At 47.5% G+C, this 18,631-nt stretch carries 16 protein-coding genes; 8 read left to right on the top strand and 8 right to left on the bottom strand.

Annotation, left to right across the window (positions count from 1 at the left end; all coding sequences use genetic code 11):
* Positions 1-67: 67 nt before the first annotated feature.
* Together ACUN27_RS05855 and ACUN27_RS05850 are read left to right on the top strand one after the other, a co-directional pair.
* The gene (locus ACUN27_RS05855; protein ID WP_445558558.1) at positions 68-1,759 is read left to right on the top strand and encodes a PAS domain-containing sensor histidine kinase; all 1,692 of its coding nucleotides are present in this window, start codon (positions 68-70) and stop codon (positions 1,757-1,759) included.
* Positions 1,756-2,550 carry a TIGR01457 family HAD-type hydrolase gene (locus ACUN27_RS05850; protein WP_326063808.1) on the top strand — a complete coding sequence of 265 codons (795 nt, stop codon included), beginning with the start codon at positions 1,756-1,758 and terminating at the stop codon, positions 2,548-2,550. Before ACUN27_RS05855 ends, ACUN27_RS05850 begins: the two co-directional genes overlap by 4 nt.
* 353 nt (positions 2,551-2,903) lie before the next feature.
* Here ACUN27_RS05850 and ACUN27_RS05845 read toward each other — a convergent pair whose 3' ends face one another.
* Both ACUN27_RS05845 and ACUN27_RS05840 read right to left on the bottom strand, forming a co-directional pair.
* Complete coding sequence (locus tag ACUN27_RS05845; RefSeq protein ID WP_315954001.1) at positions 2,904-3,482, bottom strand: PadR family transcriptional regulator; 579 nt, start codon at positions 3,480-3,482, stop codon at positions 2,904-2,906.
* A gap of 12 nt (positions 3,483-3,494) precedes the next feature.
* Positions 3,495-5,021, bottom strand: coding sequence for an MDR family MFS transporter (locus tag ACUN27_RS05840; protein WP_315954000.1), 1,527 nt, complete (start codon positions 5,019-5,021; stop codon positions 3,495-3,497).
* Between the two features lie 223 nt (positions 5,022-5,244).
* Between ACUN27_RS05840 and ACUN27_RS05835 the strand changes: the two genes are divergently transcribed.
* Positions 5,245-6,147, top strand: a complete 903-nt coding sequence (locus tag ACUN27_RS05835; RefSeq protein ID WP_315953999.1) for a LysR family transcriptional regulator — start codon at positions 5,245-5,247, stop codon at positions 6,145-6,147.
* Between the two features lie 26 nt (positions 6,148-6,173).
* Complete coding sequence (locus ACUN27_RS05830) at positions 6,174-6,980, top strand: histidinol-phosphatase (protein ID WP_315953998.1); 807 nt, start codon at positions 6,174-6,176, stop codon at positions 6,978-6,980.
* Positions 6,981-7,034: 54 nt separating this feature from the next.
* On the opposite strand, the gene ACUN27_RS05825 is transcribed toward ACUN27_RS05830, so the two are convergent.
* Positions 7,035-9,326, bottom strand: a complete 2,292-nt coding sequence (locus ACUN27_RS05825) for a bifunctional diguanylate cyclase/phosphodiesterase (RefSeq protein WP_445558557.1) — start codon at positions 9,324-9,326, stop codon at positions 7,035-7,037.
* 218 nt (positions 9,327-9,544) lie between these two features.
* On the opposite strand from ACUN27_RS05825, the gene ACUN27_RS05820 reads away from it, so the two are divergent.
* Both ACUN27_RS05820 and ACUN27_RS05815 read left to right on the top strand, forming a co-directional pair.
* On the top strand, positions 9,545-10,429 hold the full coding sequence (locus ACUN27_RS05820; RefSeq protein WP_326063810.1) for a helix-turn-helix domain-containing protein: 885 nt from the start codon (positions 9,545-9,547) through the stop codon (positions 10,427-10,429).
* A gap of 28 nt (positions 10,430-10,457) precedes the next feature.
* Positions 10,458-11,516, top strand: a complete 1,059-nt coding sequence (locus ACUN27_RS05815; protein ID WP_315953995.1) for a ParB/RepB/Spo0J family partition protein — start codon at positions 10,458-10,460, stop codon at positions 11,514-11,516.
* Here ACUN27_RS05815 and ACUN27_RS05810 read toward each other — a convergent pair.
* From ACUN27_RS05810 to ACUN27_RS05800, 3 genes are all read right to left on the bottom strand, one after another.
* Entirely contained in the window at positions 11,508-12,011 is a 504-nt protein-coding gene (locus ACUN27_RS05810) for a GNAT family N-acetyltransferase (protein WP_445558556.1), read from the bottom strand. The two genes, ACUN27_RS05815 and ACUN27_RS05810, sit on opposite strands and share 9 nt — an antisense overlap.
* Positions 12,012-12,061: 50 nt before the next feature.
* On the bottom strand, positions 12,062-12,568 hold the full coding sequence (locus tag ACUN27_RS05805; protein ID WP_315953993.1) for a CYTH domain-containing protein: 507 nt from the start codon (positions 12,566-12,568) through the stop codon (positions 12,062-12,064).
* Positions 12,569-12,646: 78 nt separating this feature from the next.
* Positions 12,647-13,465, bottom strand: coding sequence for an AraC family transcriptional regulator (locus ACUN27_RS05800; protein WP_326063812.1), 819 nt, complete (start codon positions 13,463-13,465; stop codon positions 12,647-12,649).
* Between the two features lie 112 nt (positions 13,466-13,577).
* On the opposite strand from ACUN27_RS05800, the gene ACUN27_RS05795 reads away from it, so the two are divergent.
* A complete protein-coding gene (locus ACUN27_RS05795; RefSeq protein ID WP_445558555.1) occupies positions 13,578-15,284 on the top strand; it encodes a glycoside hydrolase family 2 protein in 1,707 nt (568 codons plus the stop codon).
* Between the two features lie 394 nt (positions 15,285-15,678).
* Here the strand turns inward: ACUN27_RS05795 and ACUN27_RS05790 are convergent, their stop codons facing one another.
* On the bottom strand, positions 15,679-16,431 hold the full coding sequence (locus ACUN27_RS05790; RefSeq protein ID WP_445558554.1) for an APH(3') family aminoglycoside O-phosphotransferase: 753 nt from the start codon (positions 16,429-16,431) through the stop codon (positions 15,679-15,681).
* 49 nt (positions 16,432-16,480) lie between these two features.
* On the bottom strand, positions 16,481-17,065 hold the full coding sequence (locus ACUN27_RS05785; protein WP_445558553.1) for an AAA family ATPase: 585 nt from the start codon (positions 17,063-17,065) through the stop codon (positions 16,481-16,483).
* Positions 17,066-17,306: 241 nt separating this feature from the next.
* Here ACUN27_RS05785 and ACUN27_RS05780 point away from each other — a divergent pair, with 241 nt between their 5' ends.
* Positions 17,307-18,590, top strand: a complete 1,284-nt coding sequence (locus tag ACUN27_RS05780; protein ID WP_445558552.1) for an erythromycin esterase family protein — start codon at positions 17,307-17,309, stop codon at positions 18,588-18,590.
* Positions 18,591-18,631 lie beyond the last annotated feature (41 nt).

The following is an 18,631-nucleotide window of genomic DNA, read 5'->3' as shown; positions in this document are numbered from 1 at the left end:
AATATGTGTCGAATCCTGATAGGCTTGCAGGGTATTCGTCCTTTTAAAGGAGCGATGAAAGGCAACCATGATGAAACAGAAAACGACAATAAAACATTACACGTTATATCAACTTACGCTTGTCTATCATATTATCGCTCTGCTGCTAATCGGTACGAACTTTTTCATTATTCATCAACTTCCATATGTAATCGAACACCGTCCCATCGGGCTGGCTATCGATATTGTCGTATTATGCACGATGCTTGGAGTTGCCTTATACGGGCTCAGAAGAATCAAAAAAGGCGAAACTTCCATTCTGGAAACCGCTGAGCGGTACCAATCTCTATACGACAATCATCCGGATTCAATTATTTCTTTTAGCCTAGACGGTGAAGTGCTGTCAGCCAATCACGGGCTTGAAAGCCTCTTGGGTCTTGGACGCGAGAACGCCACGACTTCTTTTATCCCAATGATCAGCCCGCCTGATTTGCTTAAAGCTTTGCATCATTTCCAAGTGGCGTCAGCCGGGATGCCGCAAAATTTCGAGGCTACTTTTATTCATCAAAACGGGATTCCGATCCCTTCTAATGTCACGTTCGTCCCGACGAAAGTCGACGGTCAAGTCGTAGGGATTTACGCGATTCTCAAGGACCTGACAGAAGTGAAAGAACAGAAAAAAGTCATCGACAAACTCTATAAGCAAAATCAGCTCATCCTCAATTCCGTCTCCGAAGGCATCTATGGGATTGATATGAGCGGGCGCACGATCTTCTGGAATCAAGCTGCTGAAGCGATAACCGGCTGGAAAGTAGATGAAATGCTCGGCAGGCAAATACATAATCTAATTCGGCCTGAGAAGACCGACGGCACTCTTTTTTCGCGCGAAGAGAGTCCTGTTTTGAATATGATTCTAAATCGGGATGCTCCTATTATGAAAGAGGACCTGTTCTGGAGAAAGGATGGCACTTCCTTCCCTGTCGAGTTCATGTCGAGTCCCATCTTAGAGGAGAAGGGGCACATTCTCGGTACCGTTATTACATTTAAAGATATTACCGCATTAAAAAAGACCCAGGAGCTGCTGATCAAATCGGATAAGCTATCGGCTGTAGGCCAACTGGCGGCTGGAGTGGCGCACGAAATCCGCAATCCATTAACAGCTTTGAAGGGATTCCTGCAATTATTGAAAACAAACAGTATAAAAGAGCAATATTACATAGAAATTATGCAAAAAGAGCTGCAGCGCATTGAGTTTATCGTGAATGAGTTCCTGTTCGTCTCAAAACCGCAGGCTACCAATTTTGATACCCGAACCATTGATTCTATTGTGATGAGCACGATCGAGCTGCTTCAACCTCAAGCGATATTGGAAAATATTCAAATCGAAGCCGATATTGAGCCCAATCTGCCTCCTGTCTCTTGCGACGAAAGGCAAATTAAACAGGTTTTCATCAATATTTTGAAAAATGCGTTGGAGTCCATGGAAGAGGGAGGTTTAATGCGTATTGAAGCAGCAACCGATGCTGCTAAGAAAAACATCACCATCCGCTTCATCGATCAAGGGTGCGGTATTGCACCAGAGCGGCTGCCCAAGCTGGGGGAACCCTTTTATAGTACCAAGGAAAAAGGCACCGGTCTTGGCCTCATGGTATGCTACCGGATTATTGAGGCACATGGGGGCATGATGGAAATTCAAAGCAAGCTGGAAGAAGGAACGACGGTTGAAATTACACTTCCTTCCATACAAGTTAAAATAACCGAAGGAGTGTCTGTTACATGAACGGTTTTCTCATAGATTTGGATGGTACGTTATATCGGGGACATGAACCGATTCCACATGCAGCTACTTTCATTCAGTGGCTGCAGCAGCACCAATTGCCCTACTTACTGGTGACGAACAATTCGTCCCGTACTCCTGCACAGGTCGCCGAACATCTGCTGGCGTTCGGCATCGAAGTGCCGGAGACGGCGGTCTATACGTCCTCGCAGGCCGCCGCCAAGTACTTGACCGAGCAGCGCCGAGGCCGCAGCGTGCATATGGTCGGCGAATCCGGACTACGGATCGCCCTGGAGGCGTCCGGCTTCGATATGGAAGGGACGACGCCTCCGGATTACGTCGTCCAAGGCATTGACCGTAGCTTCACTTATGCGAAGCTGACCGAAGCGGTCCGCCACCTGAAGGCCGGCGCGACCTATGTGTTAACCAATCCCGACCGCATGCTGCCGTCGGATGGAGGGCTTATGCCAGGGGCTGGCTCCCTGGCCGCTTCGATCACCGCCGCTTCAGGCGTGGAGCCGGTGGTGATCGGGAAGCCTTCGCCGATCATCATGGCTTACGCCATCGAGCGGCTCGGTCTACCTGCCGCCGATGTCTGGGTCATCGGCGATAATGTCCATACCGACATCCGCGGAGGCGTGGCGTCGGGGTGCCGCACGGCGCTCGTGCTGACCGGCGTCGCAACGCCGGAGAACGTGCACGAGCAGATGGCGTCGGCGGGCGTGACGCCGGACCTTGTTTGCGATGATTTGGCACATTTCATCGATCAGTTTACTCGGCTTGGCGGGAAATAAGCCGCAAATTTCAAAAACCCTAGCGGGAATAACGCTAGGGTTTTTACTTACGGGAACTACAGGCCTCTATTTGCAGGATAAACACGCTGTTTCCTCTTGGAGCGGAACTACAGGGCTTTATTCGGCCTCCATCACCCGATTTTCAGCTCATTCCTTCAAAATAACGGACTGTAGTTCCCCTCACGGGTGGAAAATGTACCTTTTCTACGAAATAGCGTACCCTAGTTCCCTTTGCAGGTGTGCAGCAGCCATACTGGGGCACTGGAAACAAAAAACCTCCAACCCACAGACGTGGAATTGGAGGTTTCTTGTGGTTAACTGTTTCCAGCGGCCTGCGGTTTCTTACGTTCAGTTCAATCCAGATGGTCCCAGTCCACCTCAGGCGGGGAGCCCTTTTCCTGCAAACGGCCTTCCCTTGCATCCTTTTGCAGCTGCTCCAGCCATTTTAACTCGCTGAACGAACGTTTATAGGTGCCAATCATCATCTGTAAAATAACGCGAGGAACTACGTTCAGATGTTCTTCATACAAGCTTTTCATTCTGTTCATGCTCATTTTCTGAGCCAATATTTTATTTTCCAAGATATCAGCTATTTTGGCCTGATCGCCATGTACGGAAAAGGGCAGAGCGACGTAGAGCGGGTGATAGTGTTTGATTTCTTCATGAAACTGCTCGATCAATAGCTCTTGAAATTTAAGCTTCCCAGCCTCTGTAATTTGAAAGACGGTTTTCTCCGGACGATTCGTATTGCGCACAACTTCAAGTGCTTCCACATGACCGTCTTTGCGCAGTTGATCCATCGCATAATAAAGCGAACCGTCTTGCAGCTTCATATAATTATGCATGCCTCTTTCTTTCATCGTTTGCCGAATCTCATACGTATGCCGGTTGGCTTCCATCAACAGACCAAGTATGACGAGCTTCATCGACATAGCGGTTACCTCCTAGTGCCCTACAGGTGCACTCCCTTTGACAGGAGCTTTCCCCACTTCCAGCTTCGCATTCCCCATAAGTAAGATAAACGCGAGTCCAATTACAGCTAAAACAATCGTTGTTTGGAAAACAACCGCAATAGAATCAGCAAGTGCGGCCAGCAGCTTGTGCAGCACATCGGCAGGAATACTGGCACGAACCTGAGGCTGCAGCAAGGCGCGCGCATCATGAAACTTTTCAGCCATAGCTGGATCTTGTAGGGATTGTGTAATGTTATCTCTAAGTGAGTTTACCTGAATACTGCCAAACACCGCAACTCCGATGGCGGAACCTACGGAACGGAAGAAGCTAACAAGTGAAGTCACTGTGCCTCTGCGTCGGAAGTCTACCTTATGCAAGGCGGACATAGAAGTAATCGGGAAGCATGCTCCGATGCTAAGTCCCATTAGAATCATAAAAGTCGTGATGACCCAGCGCTTGGAATCAATCGAAATGCCACCCAAAAGCGAAGTTGCCACAATCAACAATGCGACGGATACCAACATCACGTTACGGTAAGAGAATTTTCCAATGAAACGTCCGCCTAACGCAGAGCTGACAACAACACCCAGCATCATCGGCGTGAGTGTAGACCCCGCGCTTGTTGCAGAACCTTCAAATACACCTTGAATAAATAAAGGAATATACGTCCCGCCTGAAATCAAAACAGCCCCATAAGCGAAACTGACACCCATGCTTGCGGTGAAGAGACGGTTTTTGAACAAGTCGAGCGGAACGATCGGTTCGGCTGCAAATTTTTCCACCGTCAGGAAAACTGCCAAGAGTACGGCAAACCCTGCGAAAAGACTAATAATTTGCCATGAAGCCCACGCATAGTCTTTACCACCAAGCTCCAGTGCAAACATCAGAGACACAATCGCTGCTGTCAGTAAAATCGTACCGCCCCAGTCGATTTTGGCCTTGCTGTGCTCCACAGACTCATGGTAGGAGAAAATAATAAGCAACAAGGACACAATACCAAGTGGTAGATTAATGAAGAAAATCCATTCCCATGTGACATAGTCCGTGAAATAAGCGCCGATAATCGGACCGAGCACGCTCGATAAACCGAATACGGCCCCGAAAAGCCCTTGCATTTTACCCCTTTTCTCCGGTGGGAAAATGTCAAAAATAATCGCAAAGGTAATCGGCATCAAGGCACCGCCTCCGATACCTTGGATCGCGCGATACACGATGAGTTGGGTCATCGATGCAGCGGTTCCGCAAAGTGCAGATCCGATCATGAACACGATGATCCCGATGATGAAAAACAACTTACGCCCGTACATATCCGAGAGCTTTCCGAAAATCGGCATGGCTGCCACGTTAGCAATCAAATAGGCTGAGAAAACCCAGACATACTGGTTGAATCCCCCTAGTTTGGACACAATGGTTGGCATCGCCGTAGAAACGATTGTCTGATCCAGCGCAGCCAGCAAAAGTCCTAACATCAACCCGACGACTGTCCAGGTAGGGTTAGACTTGCGTGTTAACGACATGAAATAAATCTCCTTTACCATTCAATTTATTATATATTAATTATTATAATCAAATTTGAGTATATGGCAAACAAATTCAACAGGCGATTGTCCGTGTTTTCTGAGAGACATTGCCGACCGCCTCCCTCCTATCATATAATAAGGTTAGAAAAGGTTTTTATGCCCTTTACAATTTCGATAAATTTTATTTGTAATTACAATTTGAATAGCAGGAGGTAATCGCATGAATATGAACCAGTTGGAAACGTTGCTCACGATTTCCAAGACGATGAGCTTCCGTAAAGCTGGCGAAATTCTTAATTTGACCCAACCTGCCGTTTCCGCGCAAATCAAGAGCCTAGAAGACGAATTCGGCACGATTCTCATTGATCGCAACCAACCTGTCACGTTAACCGATAGTGGAAAGCTATTTCTGGAGCATGCTGAGAAAATGCTGCGGATCGCCAGTGACCTCAAGCAGCGCCTGTCAGATCTACACCAAACACCGCAAGGCCATATCCACATCGGCACGACGACCTCAATTGCCATGCAAATTTTACCGCGGGTGCTTTCTTATTTCCAAGACCAATTCCCTTTGATCAAAACGACCATTCACTCCATGACCTCTTCGCAAATTATGACCTCAGTTGAGAATAGTCAAATCGATATCGGGATTACTTATTTATTTGAGAAAAATCAGGCCTTAGAAACTTCCGTGCTGTATTATGACAATTTCGAGCTCGTTGTATCGACGCAGCATCCACTCAGCCGATTCGCCCATTTATCCATTGAAAAACTGCGCAATATTCCATTCATCATGCTTTCTCCAGAGACCGCTGGGCGACGCTTTGTCGATCAAGTTTTCAAAAACTATGATGTCGCGCCGCATATTGTCATGGAGTTGTCCAGCAGTGAAGAAGTGAAGCGCATGGTTGAGTTAAACCTCGGCGTCGCCATCATTTCCAAGCTGTCTGTAGCGGATGAACTGCGGCACGGCACTTTGAAAATTGTAAAAGTAAATGAGTTGGATATTACCCATCCTGTAGGTGTAGTATATAAGTCGGGACGTTACTTAAATTCTGCCATGCAGCAGTTCCTTCGAGATTTAAAAGGTATGCCGGAAACTCAATTTCTTGGCTCAGAATAAATAACAGGCTTAGGAGGTTTTCTCGTATGAAATTCGACCTACATACCCATCACGATCGGTGCGGGCACGCCCAGGATAAAATTCGCGACTATATCGAAGCCGCCATTGCCGGCGGTTTGACGGCGATTGGAATCTCGGACCACTCCCCTTATTTCGGAAGTCCGGAAGATCACGCACAACCTTTAATCGCCATGGCCAAAAGCGAATTCCCTCGCTATATCGAGGAAGTGCTTCAGCTTAAAAAAGAATACGAAGGTAAAATTGATGTCCTGTTAGGCGTAGAATCCGATTATTTCCCAGAGCATGTTGATATTTACCGTCAAGAGTATGCCAAATACCCCTTCGACTACATCATCGGTTCGGTGCATTTGTCCGGCGGCGTCAGTATTTTCAATCGCAACAGATGGAAAAATTTGAATGATGCGCAGAAAATCGAGCATAAGGAAGAGTACTATCGCCTCATTGCTGAATCCGCCCGCTCCGGCATGTTCAATATCCTTGGGCATATTGATGCTATGAAAGGCTTCTACCCGGCATTCTCTGACATTCCGACGCCAGCCGTCAACGAAACATTGAAAGTCATTGGCGAATCCGGTGTAGCTATCGAAATCAATACGTCAGGCAAAACCAAAGACGTAGGTGGTTGGTACCCTTCGCACGCGATGTTAGAGCAAGCCCTTCACTACGGCGTTGAGGTTACGTTCGGCTCCGATGCGCATATCCCAAGCCGTGTTGGAGATGACTGGGAAGAAGTGAGCAAAACGCTGAAAGAGATCGGCTTCAAACATTGGGTTTATTTCAAAAACAAACAAAAACAAGTTGTTCCTCTATAAAAAGGAGGCTGCTCCGCAAGTAGATATTTCTACTTCGGTGCAGCCTCTTTTCATTTAAATCCTATTCATAAAATCGAGCTTCGATTGCATACTCATCTGCAAGGTAACCTGCGTCTGATCGGCCGACATCGGTTGGAAGAAGTAATAACCTTGAATTTGGCTGCAGCCATTCGCGACCAAAAATCTGGCCTGCTCTTCCGTCTCAACCCCTTCAGCAATGATTTGCAGTTGAAACGATTTGGCCACGGAAATGATCGCTTTAATCATTGCCCTGTCCTTGTCATCGGTTTGTACGCCGCGAACAAACGATTGGTCCAGCTTGATTTTGGTAACGGGAAACCTTTTTAAATAGCTGAGCGAAGAATAATGCGTGCCGAAATCGTCAACGGATATTGCAATACCTAGCTTACGCAATCGTCCGAGAGCCTCCAGCTGGTCATCACGCATCGCGACATTTTCGGTAATTTCAATTTCCAGATACTTGGCCTCCAGGCCTGTTTCCTCTAGAATTTGAATCACTTTATCGACAAAACGTTCATCATTCAGCTGTTTAACGGAGAGATTAACGGATACCGTCAAAGGTTCTTGCAACATGTTATGCCAATCCTTCATCTGCTGGCAGGCTCCCCGCATCACCCACTCACCGATGGCGACAATAAAGCCCATTTCTTCGGCAATCGGAATAAATTCTGAAGGAGATATATACCCCTTCGTCGTGTGGTTCCAGCGCAGCAAAGCTTCAACACCAATGACTTTCCCCAGTTGGCAATCGATTTGCGGCTGATAGACAATCTCAAGTTCGTTCCTATCCATGGACTGACGAAGGTGGTTCCCCATTTCAAGCTTGGATACGGAATTCATCGCCATTTGTTTATCGAAGAAGCTATAGGAGCTGCCACTCTCTTTCTTGGCCATATACATGGCGATATCCGCATTTTTAAGCAGGGATTCCCATGTCAATCCACCATACGGATACTGCACAATTCCTATGCTGGCACTGATGAAAAAAGCACGACCCAATAACAGGCACGGTGGCTTCAAGATCTCCATCAATTGCTCGCAGAAATCCCGAACGTCCTTCTCATCCGCACAATCTTCGAGCAGGATCGCGAACTCATCCCCACCGAATCTGGCGAATGTATGATAGGAAAGCTCAGATTGCTGAATCCGGTTTACAACCTCACGCAGCATCAGATCCCCCATATGATGGCCATGCGAATCATTGATCATTTTAAAGTTATCCAAGTCAAAAAACAGCACCGCCAGCGAGGTATGACTGATTTCGTTATAGACGATCTGTTCCTTCAAAACCATTTGAAAATACGTACGATTATGAATCCCTGTCAGTACATCATGATAGGCCAGATAGGAAAGCATTTGTTCGGACTCCATTAGTCTTTTGGTCGATTCTTGCAGTTCCTGTTGCCCGGCCAGCAGTTCCTCATTCACCGCCGTCAAATCTTCATTCGCGAGCTGCAATTCTTGCGTTCGTTCATTCACTGCTTTACTTAATGTCTCTCGCTGTCTAAGCATATAAAGGAAGAAAAGCAAGCCGAGAACCAATATCGTAATGAATGATGCACGCGTCACTAAAATCTGCTGCTTGATGCTCTCAACCGCACTGTTCGGAGGAAGCGCACCCAGCTCCCAATTATGATCCGCAAGCTCTATGTTGGCCTTCATGTGCCACTCTTGAAATACCGAATCATCCCCAAAAAAGGCAGGTTGGCCTGGATTGCGGATCGCAAGTCGATCATTTCTGGGGTCCCCGTTCTTAATTCCCGCTTCCGCAAGCAATTGATCCACATCGACTCCAACCGATACGAATCCCCAGAATTCCCCGTTTTGATAAATCGCTTTGCGCGCAATTAACCCGTCCATCCCCTGCAGCAGCTTAAACGGACCATCCATGGTCATCCTCTTCGTTGTTAGCGCGTTTACAATTTGCTGCTGTACGTTCGGGCGAGGGTCGTTCAACAAATCCCAATTCATTATGCTTTCATTGCCCTTAAGCGGAAAAACGTCCTTCACAATCCCTTTGGGGGCAATGAGTAGATTAAGTGCAGAAGCTTGAGCCCCAAGATATAGAGAAGCAATGTAATTCAACACTTCTTGATCATTGTTTTGCAAATAATTTGAACTCACATAGGCTTCCAGACTGACCATTAAGTTAAAATTGCGGTCAATGACCGATTGCAATACCAAAGCCCTTGAGGATAATTGCGACTGTTCGGTCATTCTAAGCTCATTCAATAAGGAGTTTTTGTACTTACCGAGAACGAACTCGGAAGATGAGACCAATATGACGAAGACTAGAGCTATTATCGTGTATTGCATCGCTTTCATGAGACTCTACTCCCGTCATCCTTAAACTTTAAACGTCATAATTCGACATCTCCTCTCTATTATTTCATCTGCGAACCGCTAGATCAATCTTTTTATCTGAAATGGATGTCTTCCAAAATCAGGACATAGAAAAGAGTTTACAGTCCGAATAGGTCTTGCACTTTTCACAGATAGTGTGAAACAATAGAGGCAAGTCACACCCTTGTGGGGGGATGTCCATGAAGACGCATCTCGGATCTCTCGGAAATCTGCGTCCTACGGTCAATTTCAGTAATTATTTTCAAGCTCCAGCAGGCACGTTCTGGGGGCCGCGCACGATTCCCGACTGCCAGCTCATCCTCTTGGTAGCTGGTTCCGCCAGTTTTGAATTCGCAGGAAAATGCCTGAATTTGCTGCCTGGGAATTGCCTGTTCTATGGCTCAGACACACCGCATCGACTAACCATTTCTTCCGACGGTCCCTCGACGCTGGGGAGCATCCATTTTAGCTGGGACTCCACCTCGACCGAAGCCATACATCCAGAACCGACAATCATTTTACATACGAAAGAACATTTAGTGAGACCTGCCAAAACCTATACCGTTCATGTGGAAGGTCACGGAGATGTGGATATGTGGCATTTCTACGAGTTTACGCAGCTGGAAAGCCTGTTTGCCCGGATCGCCAAGGAATTCGTCCATCAGGAGCCTGGTTATGGTTCGATTGCCCGCGGTTACCTCATCCAAATCCTTACCACTTTGTTGCGCTACCAAATGGACAAACGTTTTCGAGCTGCAACCGAGCATAGCAAAATTGCAGCATCCATTGAAGCGATTCAGCAGGATACGTCCCGCAATTGGTCAACGCCCGAGCTTGCTGCTATAAGCGGCTATCATCCTACCTACTTCGCAGAGCTGTTCCGCGAAGCAACCGGCTATGCCCCTAAGCACTATTTGGTTCTGGAAAGAGTGAAGCAAGCGCAGCTGCTTTTGCTGCACGAATCCACGATTGAAGCCGTAGCCATGAAATTAGGGTATTCCAGCATTCATTATTTTTGCAGAAATTTCAAGGCGGTTACCGGATTGACCCCAACGGAGTTTAAACAACGCAATGTCGCGCTTTAGATGAAATCTGAACGATTGGAGATTTGTTATGGATATTATTGAAATTCCTATCGCATTAATTGATGAAGACACGGATCAGCCCAGATATCAATTCGATGAAGAAGCACTTCAAGAACTTATGAAAAGCATTGAGGAAATTGGTCTGCTTTCTCCGATTAAAGTACGAACGACGGCAAACAACCGCTACAAAATCATCTATGGAAACCGCAGGTACAAAGCTAGTAAAATGCTCGGAAAGGCTACCATGTCCTGCATTGTATCTAATGTGACAGATGAGATGGAAATCTATTTGGAGCAAATTGCGGAGAATTTGACGCGGGAAGGCTTTTCGCCGATTGAGGAAGCCGAGGCTTTTCATAAACTGATGAACGATGCGAAGTTCAGTTCTTCTATTAAGTATCTCTCCAGCAAACTCGGCAAACCCGAGTCCTATATCAAAAATAAATGTGATCTATTAAAATTTGGCAACGCCGTCAAAAAGCTGATCGTCAGCGGCACAGAAATTCGCAAGGACAAGCTGACCGAAGATCAGCTGCTGCCTATCAAAGATTTAGCCATCGAGCATCGTGACCCGCTTGCATTGATTATTGCAAGAGACGAAATGCCGGTAAGCGATGTGAAGAAAATCGCAAAAATGTTCAAAGATAAAGAGATTTCGGAGAGTACGAAAGGGAAGCTTTTATACAAATCGGGGCACGAATTAGTCGAAACGTGGTCTGTTTTTCAAAACAACCGCGCAGAACGGGCTAAACCTGCTCCGGCTAAGGCACCCGCCAAAGCGCAAAAAGCAGAAAAAGCCAGCACAGCGATTGATACGCCACTGTCGGAGCAAAGCGGGCTCTTGCCAAGCAGCCAATTTCAACAAGATGAGACTGCTGCAATGACAGTGACGCCTATTCAAATTAAACTGCAGCAACTTCTCTCGGTTGTACAAGCTCCATCGGAAAGCGATTTGCAGAGCGCTGCTTCCAAGCTCGACGCCGGCGAAAAAGACAAGTTTCTAAACGATGTCGATACGTTAGTCGAGCATTTGGAAAAACAGTTAAGCCAGTGGAAAAAAGTCAGAGAATTGGCTTATTCAAAATAACTTTTTCGCATAACAGTGCCTTGGTAAACCACCGTACATCGGCCAGGAGAACTGCAGCGTCAACCCAGCGGACTCTAAATTTTGGCGGCTTATCACATTGTCCGGGTGAACGGTCGCATATAAATAGAGCATGTCCTTCTCCCGCGCGCGCTGTTCTCTCCAGGCATGGAAACGCCGCTGCAGTCCTTGTCCTCTCACCGACTCGTGGACAATGGATCCTTCCAGCGAAGCAACTCTTGGCAGCTCTGCCTCCGGCACGCCAAACTCACGTCCGAGATTGCCGGCGCTTAGCCCAGGGAATGCAATCACCGTATAAGCAACGAGTGTATTCCCCTGATAAGCGCCGTACATCTCGCCTTTTTGCTCAACATATTCATATAACGCTTCTAAACGATCCGTCGAATAATAAGCACTGGACGGCAGCCGTGAAACCACATCCATCAAAAGTGCTTGCACCTGCGGCACATCCTGCTCCCCTAATCGTTGTATGTCCAAAATCAATGGATCCTCCTTCAGCAGAATGCTCTAATGTGCACTAATGTGCTCTAATCCCCCATGGCCGACTTTTTTTGCAAAGCAACCCACATCGATTTATTACGGAATTCGTCTTCTGAGCCAAGTTCGCGTCCAAACCAGGCTGGCGCTTCAAATTGCTCCGCCGCTTCAATGCTTGGAAACTCGACCTCAACCACTGCTAAATCCACTTGCTTGTATTCATCAATTTCATAATAAAGTCCCGCATGTTCTACCGTAGTACGAATCTTCTCTAACGGAATCAAGCCCGTGTGATCCAAAAGTTGTTTATAAACCGGTTCAGAGATGTTGTACTCAATTTCTTCACGAACCATCCCATGACCGGACTTGAACGTATGAGTAAAATGCGACTCGCCAGAGCTATCGACCAGCTGACGCACTCGAATTTCTTGATCCTCCGAAAAAGCCAAATACGTTTGATAAATGTACTGCTTGGACACCAGCTTAATGTCTTGATTCTCCAATTCACTCGCAGGGAATGCAGGCAATAAAAATTTTTTTTCAATTTCAGCACTCATAGGTAAGCCCCTCTCCCAAACCAATCTTTATTTTATCCACCATTTTACCATAAAAATGCTTACGCAACCTGCTGCCAGTTATTTGTACAGGGCTCTGAAACGAGCCGGGGAAATGTCATTCCATGCCCGAAACATTTTACCAAAATGAAACTCGTCGGCAAAGCCGCAAGCGACCGCGATCGCTTTCATGGGTTCCTCTGTCAGCAGCAGCAGTGTTTTGGCTTTCTCATTGCGAATTCGGTTCAAGTACTCTTTCGGAGAAATGCCCGTTTGCTGCATGAACATTTTCCGTAATTGGGAAACGGAGATATGAAAATTCCGCGCCAGCTCCTCCATCTTAAGTGGACGATTGTAGCAGGTTTCCATCCAAAACTTTGCTTGCTGAAAAGCTTTCATATACGGGTCCGTCGACTCCTGCGTATCTCTCATATAATGAAGCAATTTGGAAAGCACGTATTGAAACTCGGCTTGTCTTTCATGCGGATCAGTCCCTTGGATCGACCACATTTGCTTAAACTGCTCATGAATCCAAACCGCTTGCTCCGGAGAATATAGTTTGATAAAAGGCAAGTTCAGCGTGTCCAGGTACACAGGCTTTTGCCAAATGTCCTGCTCATAAGGCACATCGAAAGCATCAAATAAAAGCATACGGATGTAAAGCGGTTGTTCTATGGAAGATGACATCGTAAGGGTAAAACCCGGCTTGAGATAGATCAGCGTCCCTGTTCTCACTTGAATGGGCTTCTCATCCGGTGAATGCGAGAATTCCCCCTCCCCGCTCATAATCCAGTAAAGCGAATGAACATCCATCGTATTGCGAATATCCTTCCACCCAGGCACGGGAAGCTTCTCATAGGTCAGACGAAGATGATAAATTCTGTGAGCTTTCGATTCCATATAGCCACCACCTGCAAAGCGATTTTGACAAATGATAAAATCCTTTATCCATAGATCATCCCCATTCCTCCATGATACGCTTTACGAAACAGACATGAAAGGGGCTTTTCCTTTGATTCGTACTTTTGGACAACATATCCTCCGCAAAACCCGCACACTTGATGGACTATGGGACTTTGTCACAGATCCAAGTCATTTAGGCACTACAGAAGAATGGTACAAGAAATTTCCTTCTAATTCCCGTAAGCTCGTTGTTCCTTCCTGTTGGAATAATGAATTAGGCTTATTTGAATACATTGGCGTTGCATGGTACCGTACCTATTTTGATACAACCCAAGACAGCAATATTCGTTTGATCTTTGAGGGCATTCTTCATCATGCCGATATTTATGTGGATGGTCAGCATCTTGGTTATCATTTTGGTGGGTATACACAGTTTAGTACGCTGCTTCCTCATTTGGCCCAAGGCCAGCATGAACTTATTATTCGTGTAGACAGCACTTTGGACTGGCAGACACTGCCTACCGATGTGGCGGATTGGTACTCCTACGGCGGTATTATCCGTTCCGTAGAGCTGCAAGAGCTGCCTGGCGTCTATATTGATACGATGAAAATCGATTACCATTTGACAGGTGATCAAGCGGATATCAGCTTGCAAGTACAGGTCAACTCGCTCAGCGATACAGACAGCGAAGTCGAGGTTAACGCTTCTACAAACGGACTCGTTTTCCCCGCTGTCACCGTACAGCTGCTAGCAGGCCAATCCACCCAATTAACCCTGCGTGGAACCCTCGCTAACATCCGTCGATGGGATGTAGGCCGCCCCGAACTGTATACGTTCACCGTTCAGGCTGGCGAAGACGACCTTATCGACCGTACAGGATTCCGAACGGTTGCGGTCGACAATGGCCAAATCCTTTTGAATGGGAATAAGCTCTATCTGCAAGGTGTTAATCGGCACGAGGAGCATCCGGAGTGGGGCTTTGCTTTCCCACCGAAGCTCATGCTGAAAGACCTTGCCATTTTACAGGATCTGGGCTGCAACATCGTGCGCGGTTCGCATTATCCGCAAAGCCAGTTCTGGATGGATCTGCTGGATGAACACGGCATGCTTTTATGGAGCGAAATCCCGATGTGGGGCTGTTTCATGAGCACAGATACGCTGGCTAGTCCTCTTTTTGCAGAACGTGGCGTTAAGATGCTGGATGAAATGATTACCCGCGATTATCATCATCCGTCAATTATTTTCTGGGGAGCTCATAATGAAATCGATACACGCACGACAGAGGCGCTTGAGTTAACGAAAAAGTTCGTAGGTAAAATCCGCAGCATGGACGAAAGCCGTCTAGTCACTTATGCAACCATGCACCCTGTGGAAGATATCGTCCTGTCCTACTTCGATGTCATCGGCATCAATAAATATTACGGCTGGTACGAAGGGAACGTAAGCGGATTCCGCGATATGCTGCAAAATTACTACCGTAATGCCGAAGCACAAGGCGCTGGGGACAAGCCTTTGATCATGAGCGAGTTCGGTGCGGCCGGTATTTTTGGAGACGCAGGCTGGGAGCCGCGCTTGTTCAGCGAAGATTACCAGGCTGACGTTGTGCAGCAGGCGCTGCATATTTTCCGCGAGGATCCACGTATCGTCGGTACGCTGATCTGGCATTTCGCCGACATCCGCGTCGATGTTCGCAGTGACCGCCCATATTTCCGCGATCGTGCGCGAAGCTTTAACAACAAAGGATTGCTGAATGAATACCGCAAGCCTAAGCTGGCTTACCGGATCGTGAAGGATATCTATCGTTCTAAGCGATAATAGGAAGGGACCCGGCCTTGGTGGCTGGGTCCCTTTTTTTTGCTGCGGGATTGGCGGGCTGAATTTCGAGGGCAACTGCAGAGACTAGTAACTCGAGGGCAACTTTAGTAGCTCAAGTGCAACCCCGGTACCTCAAGTGCATCCTCAGTACCTCAAGTGCAATCCCGAGATCTCATACAACTTCAAAATTTCGCTCCAATTAAGAGTATTGGGGAACTACAGGGCGCTATTTGAGCAAAATCAGCCGTTATTCCCTTGTAGCGGAACTACAGGGTCTTATATGCGGCCAGACGGCTGTACATCGGCCGAAATCGGCAAAATAGAGGACCGTAGTTCCCTCTGAGCTGCGATCTCGCCATTTTCGGGCAAATAGAGGATTGTAGTTCCTCTTCATTCAAAAAAACTCATCCAAAAGTTGATAATAATGAACTTTAGCCTCATCTAATGTTGGCATGCCATAAGCATCCAGGAAAGTTTGCACATATTCATGACCAAAGTTATATCGGATACTGCGAATCGCCAAGGCTATATCTTGATATCGATCTGCCATCCCCGCCCTGCCCCAATCAATAAAACCGTGCACCCTTCCATCTTTGAGGATGATATTGGGTAAGCAGTAGTCGCCATGCGTAAAAACCAAATCCTCGGTCTCGGGCCTCAGGCGCAGAAGCTCCTGTGCTAAATCCTCAGCTTTTCGCCCTTGTCTCTGCGAATCAAAATCTTCTTCATCAACAAGCTGCTGCTCCACTCGTCTTGTAGCTTCAACGATCTTCGATTCCAGCGTTTGATCAAAAGGGCAGCCAACAACGGGGACTTCATGGACGCTTCTAAGTCCAATGGCTAATTGCTGCATTAATTGCGGCAGCATGCTTTCATAGTACTTGTCCGAGGCGTTGACTCCTTCAATCTCCGTCATTAGCAAGTATTCATTGGCATCGTCTTGTCCATAATATACGAGCTCTGGAACAGGCAGTTTACCTTGCAGCCAAACCAGCCTTTCCTTCTCGTGATGAAGACTTTCAACCGCCGTGCGGGAGTGGATTTTTATGTATAAGTTGGAGGTGGCACCTGACAAGAAGTACGTTTGAGATTGAGATAAACCAAGGGTGATTCGTTGCCAGTTGTAACCGTTTGTCAATTTCGACAAGTCCTCTGGGAGTGCTATATTGTGCAAACTGAGATCCCCCACTTCTGATTTAGTTGATTTGAGAATGCAACAAAGTCATCTGTATCGATTTAATTAAAAGTGCATAATCAAAACTGTCAGGTGACGTTGTGTCTATTTCTATCATTGTACCACCAAGAGTTAGCGGTGTAAGGTCGCCCCGCAAGATTCTTGCTTTATTTTCCTCCTGTTCAATCCATTCCAAATCAGCATGAGCAGCATGGCGTTCTTTTGCCCCCATACGTGTAAGGAAGCGCTCAAGAAGCACTTTGCCCTCTGTTCTGCACAGGATTTGAATGGGCTCGAATCCGGAAGCACGCTGTAATTTTAAAAATTCAGCGCTTCTTAACTCAGGTCGGCCAAAAAATCCTTCAATCATCATGGATTGACCCGCTGATAACAAAGTGCTTGCAATGGCGTAAAGCATAGTAAAAGAGGCCGGTGCCATCAAAGGAGGGCAACCGTTGTTCTGGCAGTCTAACGCATCGTACAGGGTCTCATATATACCATCCCGCGAGAATAATGGGATACGCAGGTCTTGTTCAAGCCGCTTCGCTAAGGTTGTTTTTCCTGTACCAGGAAGTCCGTTAATGATGATGACGAAAGGTTTTGACATGAGCACGAGCTACACCTCCATAGATTAAAAAAGGGACCTAGCCAACGGGGCCAGGTCCAAAGTTTATATTAAAAAAGGGGGTCTTGTTTATTATAATACCCCACATATATTAGAGGACTGTAACAGAAATATTCCAATTGTGTTACAAAAAAATGGTTTTATGACGAATCGCCTTTTGATCATGCCAAATTTGTACATACTACAGAAGAAAATCCAGAGGAGAGGAGTTTGCCAGATAACCATGAAGATGAACGAGAACGTCCAAGAAGCCATCGTGGAACAAATCAAACAGCAGGCTGTTCCTCTTAACACGCCAGATGATCTAGATGTGCTTATCGAGGCCATCGGAGATAAGAAATATGTGCTGTTGGGCGAGGCAACACATGGCACATCCGAGTTTTATAAATTGCGCACGGAGTTAACTCGCAAGCTTGTACAAACGAAAGGGTTCTCCTTTATCGCCGTCGAAGGCGACTGGCCCTCCTGCTACGAGGTCAACCGTTATGTCAAACAGTATAAAGATGCAAAACCAAACATCCGTGAAGTGTTAGAAGGATTTAACCGTTGGCCGACTTGGATGTGGGCCAATGAGGAAGTAGGAGAACTTGTCGATTGGCTTGAGCGGCACAATGCAGATAAACCCGTGGATCAGCGCGTAGGCTTCTATGGTCTCGACGTTTATAGCTTGTGGGAGTCCTTCGAGGAAATCGAACGCTATTTGCTGGAAAAAGGCCTGCCTGAGCAGCTCGCGATCGCACGCTCGGCATTCGCCTGTTTTGACTCCTATGACAAGGAGGGGCAAAACTATGGCGCTTCCGCAGCTTTCTACGGAGAAAGCTGCAAAGACGAGGTCTTGAAGCTGCTGAAAGAGCTTCACGCGAAGCGCGTGCGGTACGACGAAGACAGCGAAGCGGCCCTTAGCGCGGAACTCAACGCGCTTGTTGCCGTGAACGCGGAGGACTACTACCGCACCATGGTCCGCCACGACGCGGATTCGTGGAACATCCGCGATCGACACATGACCGAGGCGCTGCGCCGCCTCGTACAGTATCATGGCCCAGACGCCAAAGTCATCGTCTGGGAGCATAACACGCACATCGGCGATGCGCGTGCAACGGATATGCAGGCCGACGGCATGGTCAACGTCGGCCAGCTCGTGCGCGAAGCGCACGGTGAAGCCGATGTGTTCGCCATCGGCTTCGGCACTTATCGCGGCACGGTCATAGCCGCGAAAGATTGGGGCGCGCCGGTGGCGGCGATGCACGTGCCCGCTGCCCAGCCGGGCAGCTGGGAGGAGCTCATGCACCGCGCCGGCGCGCACGATCAGATCCTCCTGCTGCGCAGGGAGGATCCTGTTCTCGGGCACGAGGTGCTGGGGCACCGTGCCATCGGGGTCGTGTACCGCCAAGCCTATGAACGCGGGAACTATGTTCCCTCGGTGATGGCGCGGCGGTACGACGCCTTCGTGCATGTGGATGAAAGCCGTGCGCTTCATCCGCTTACCATCGAAAAAGTGCTCGTGTGAATTCACACGAGCACTTTTTCTTGCTTTTACCACAAAAATCG

This window comes from Paenibacillus sp. WC2504 (genome assembly GCF_052682475.1).
Note: the sequence above shows the minus strand (reverse complement) of the source record. Positions and strands in the feature narration are given on the sequence as shown.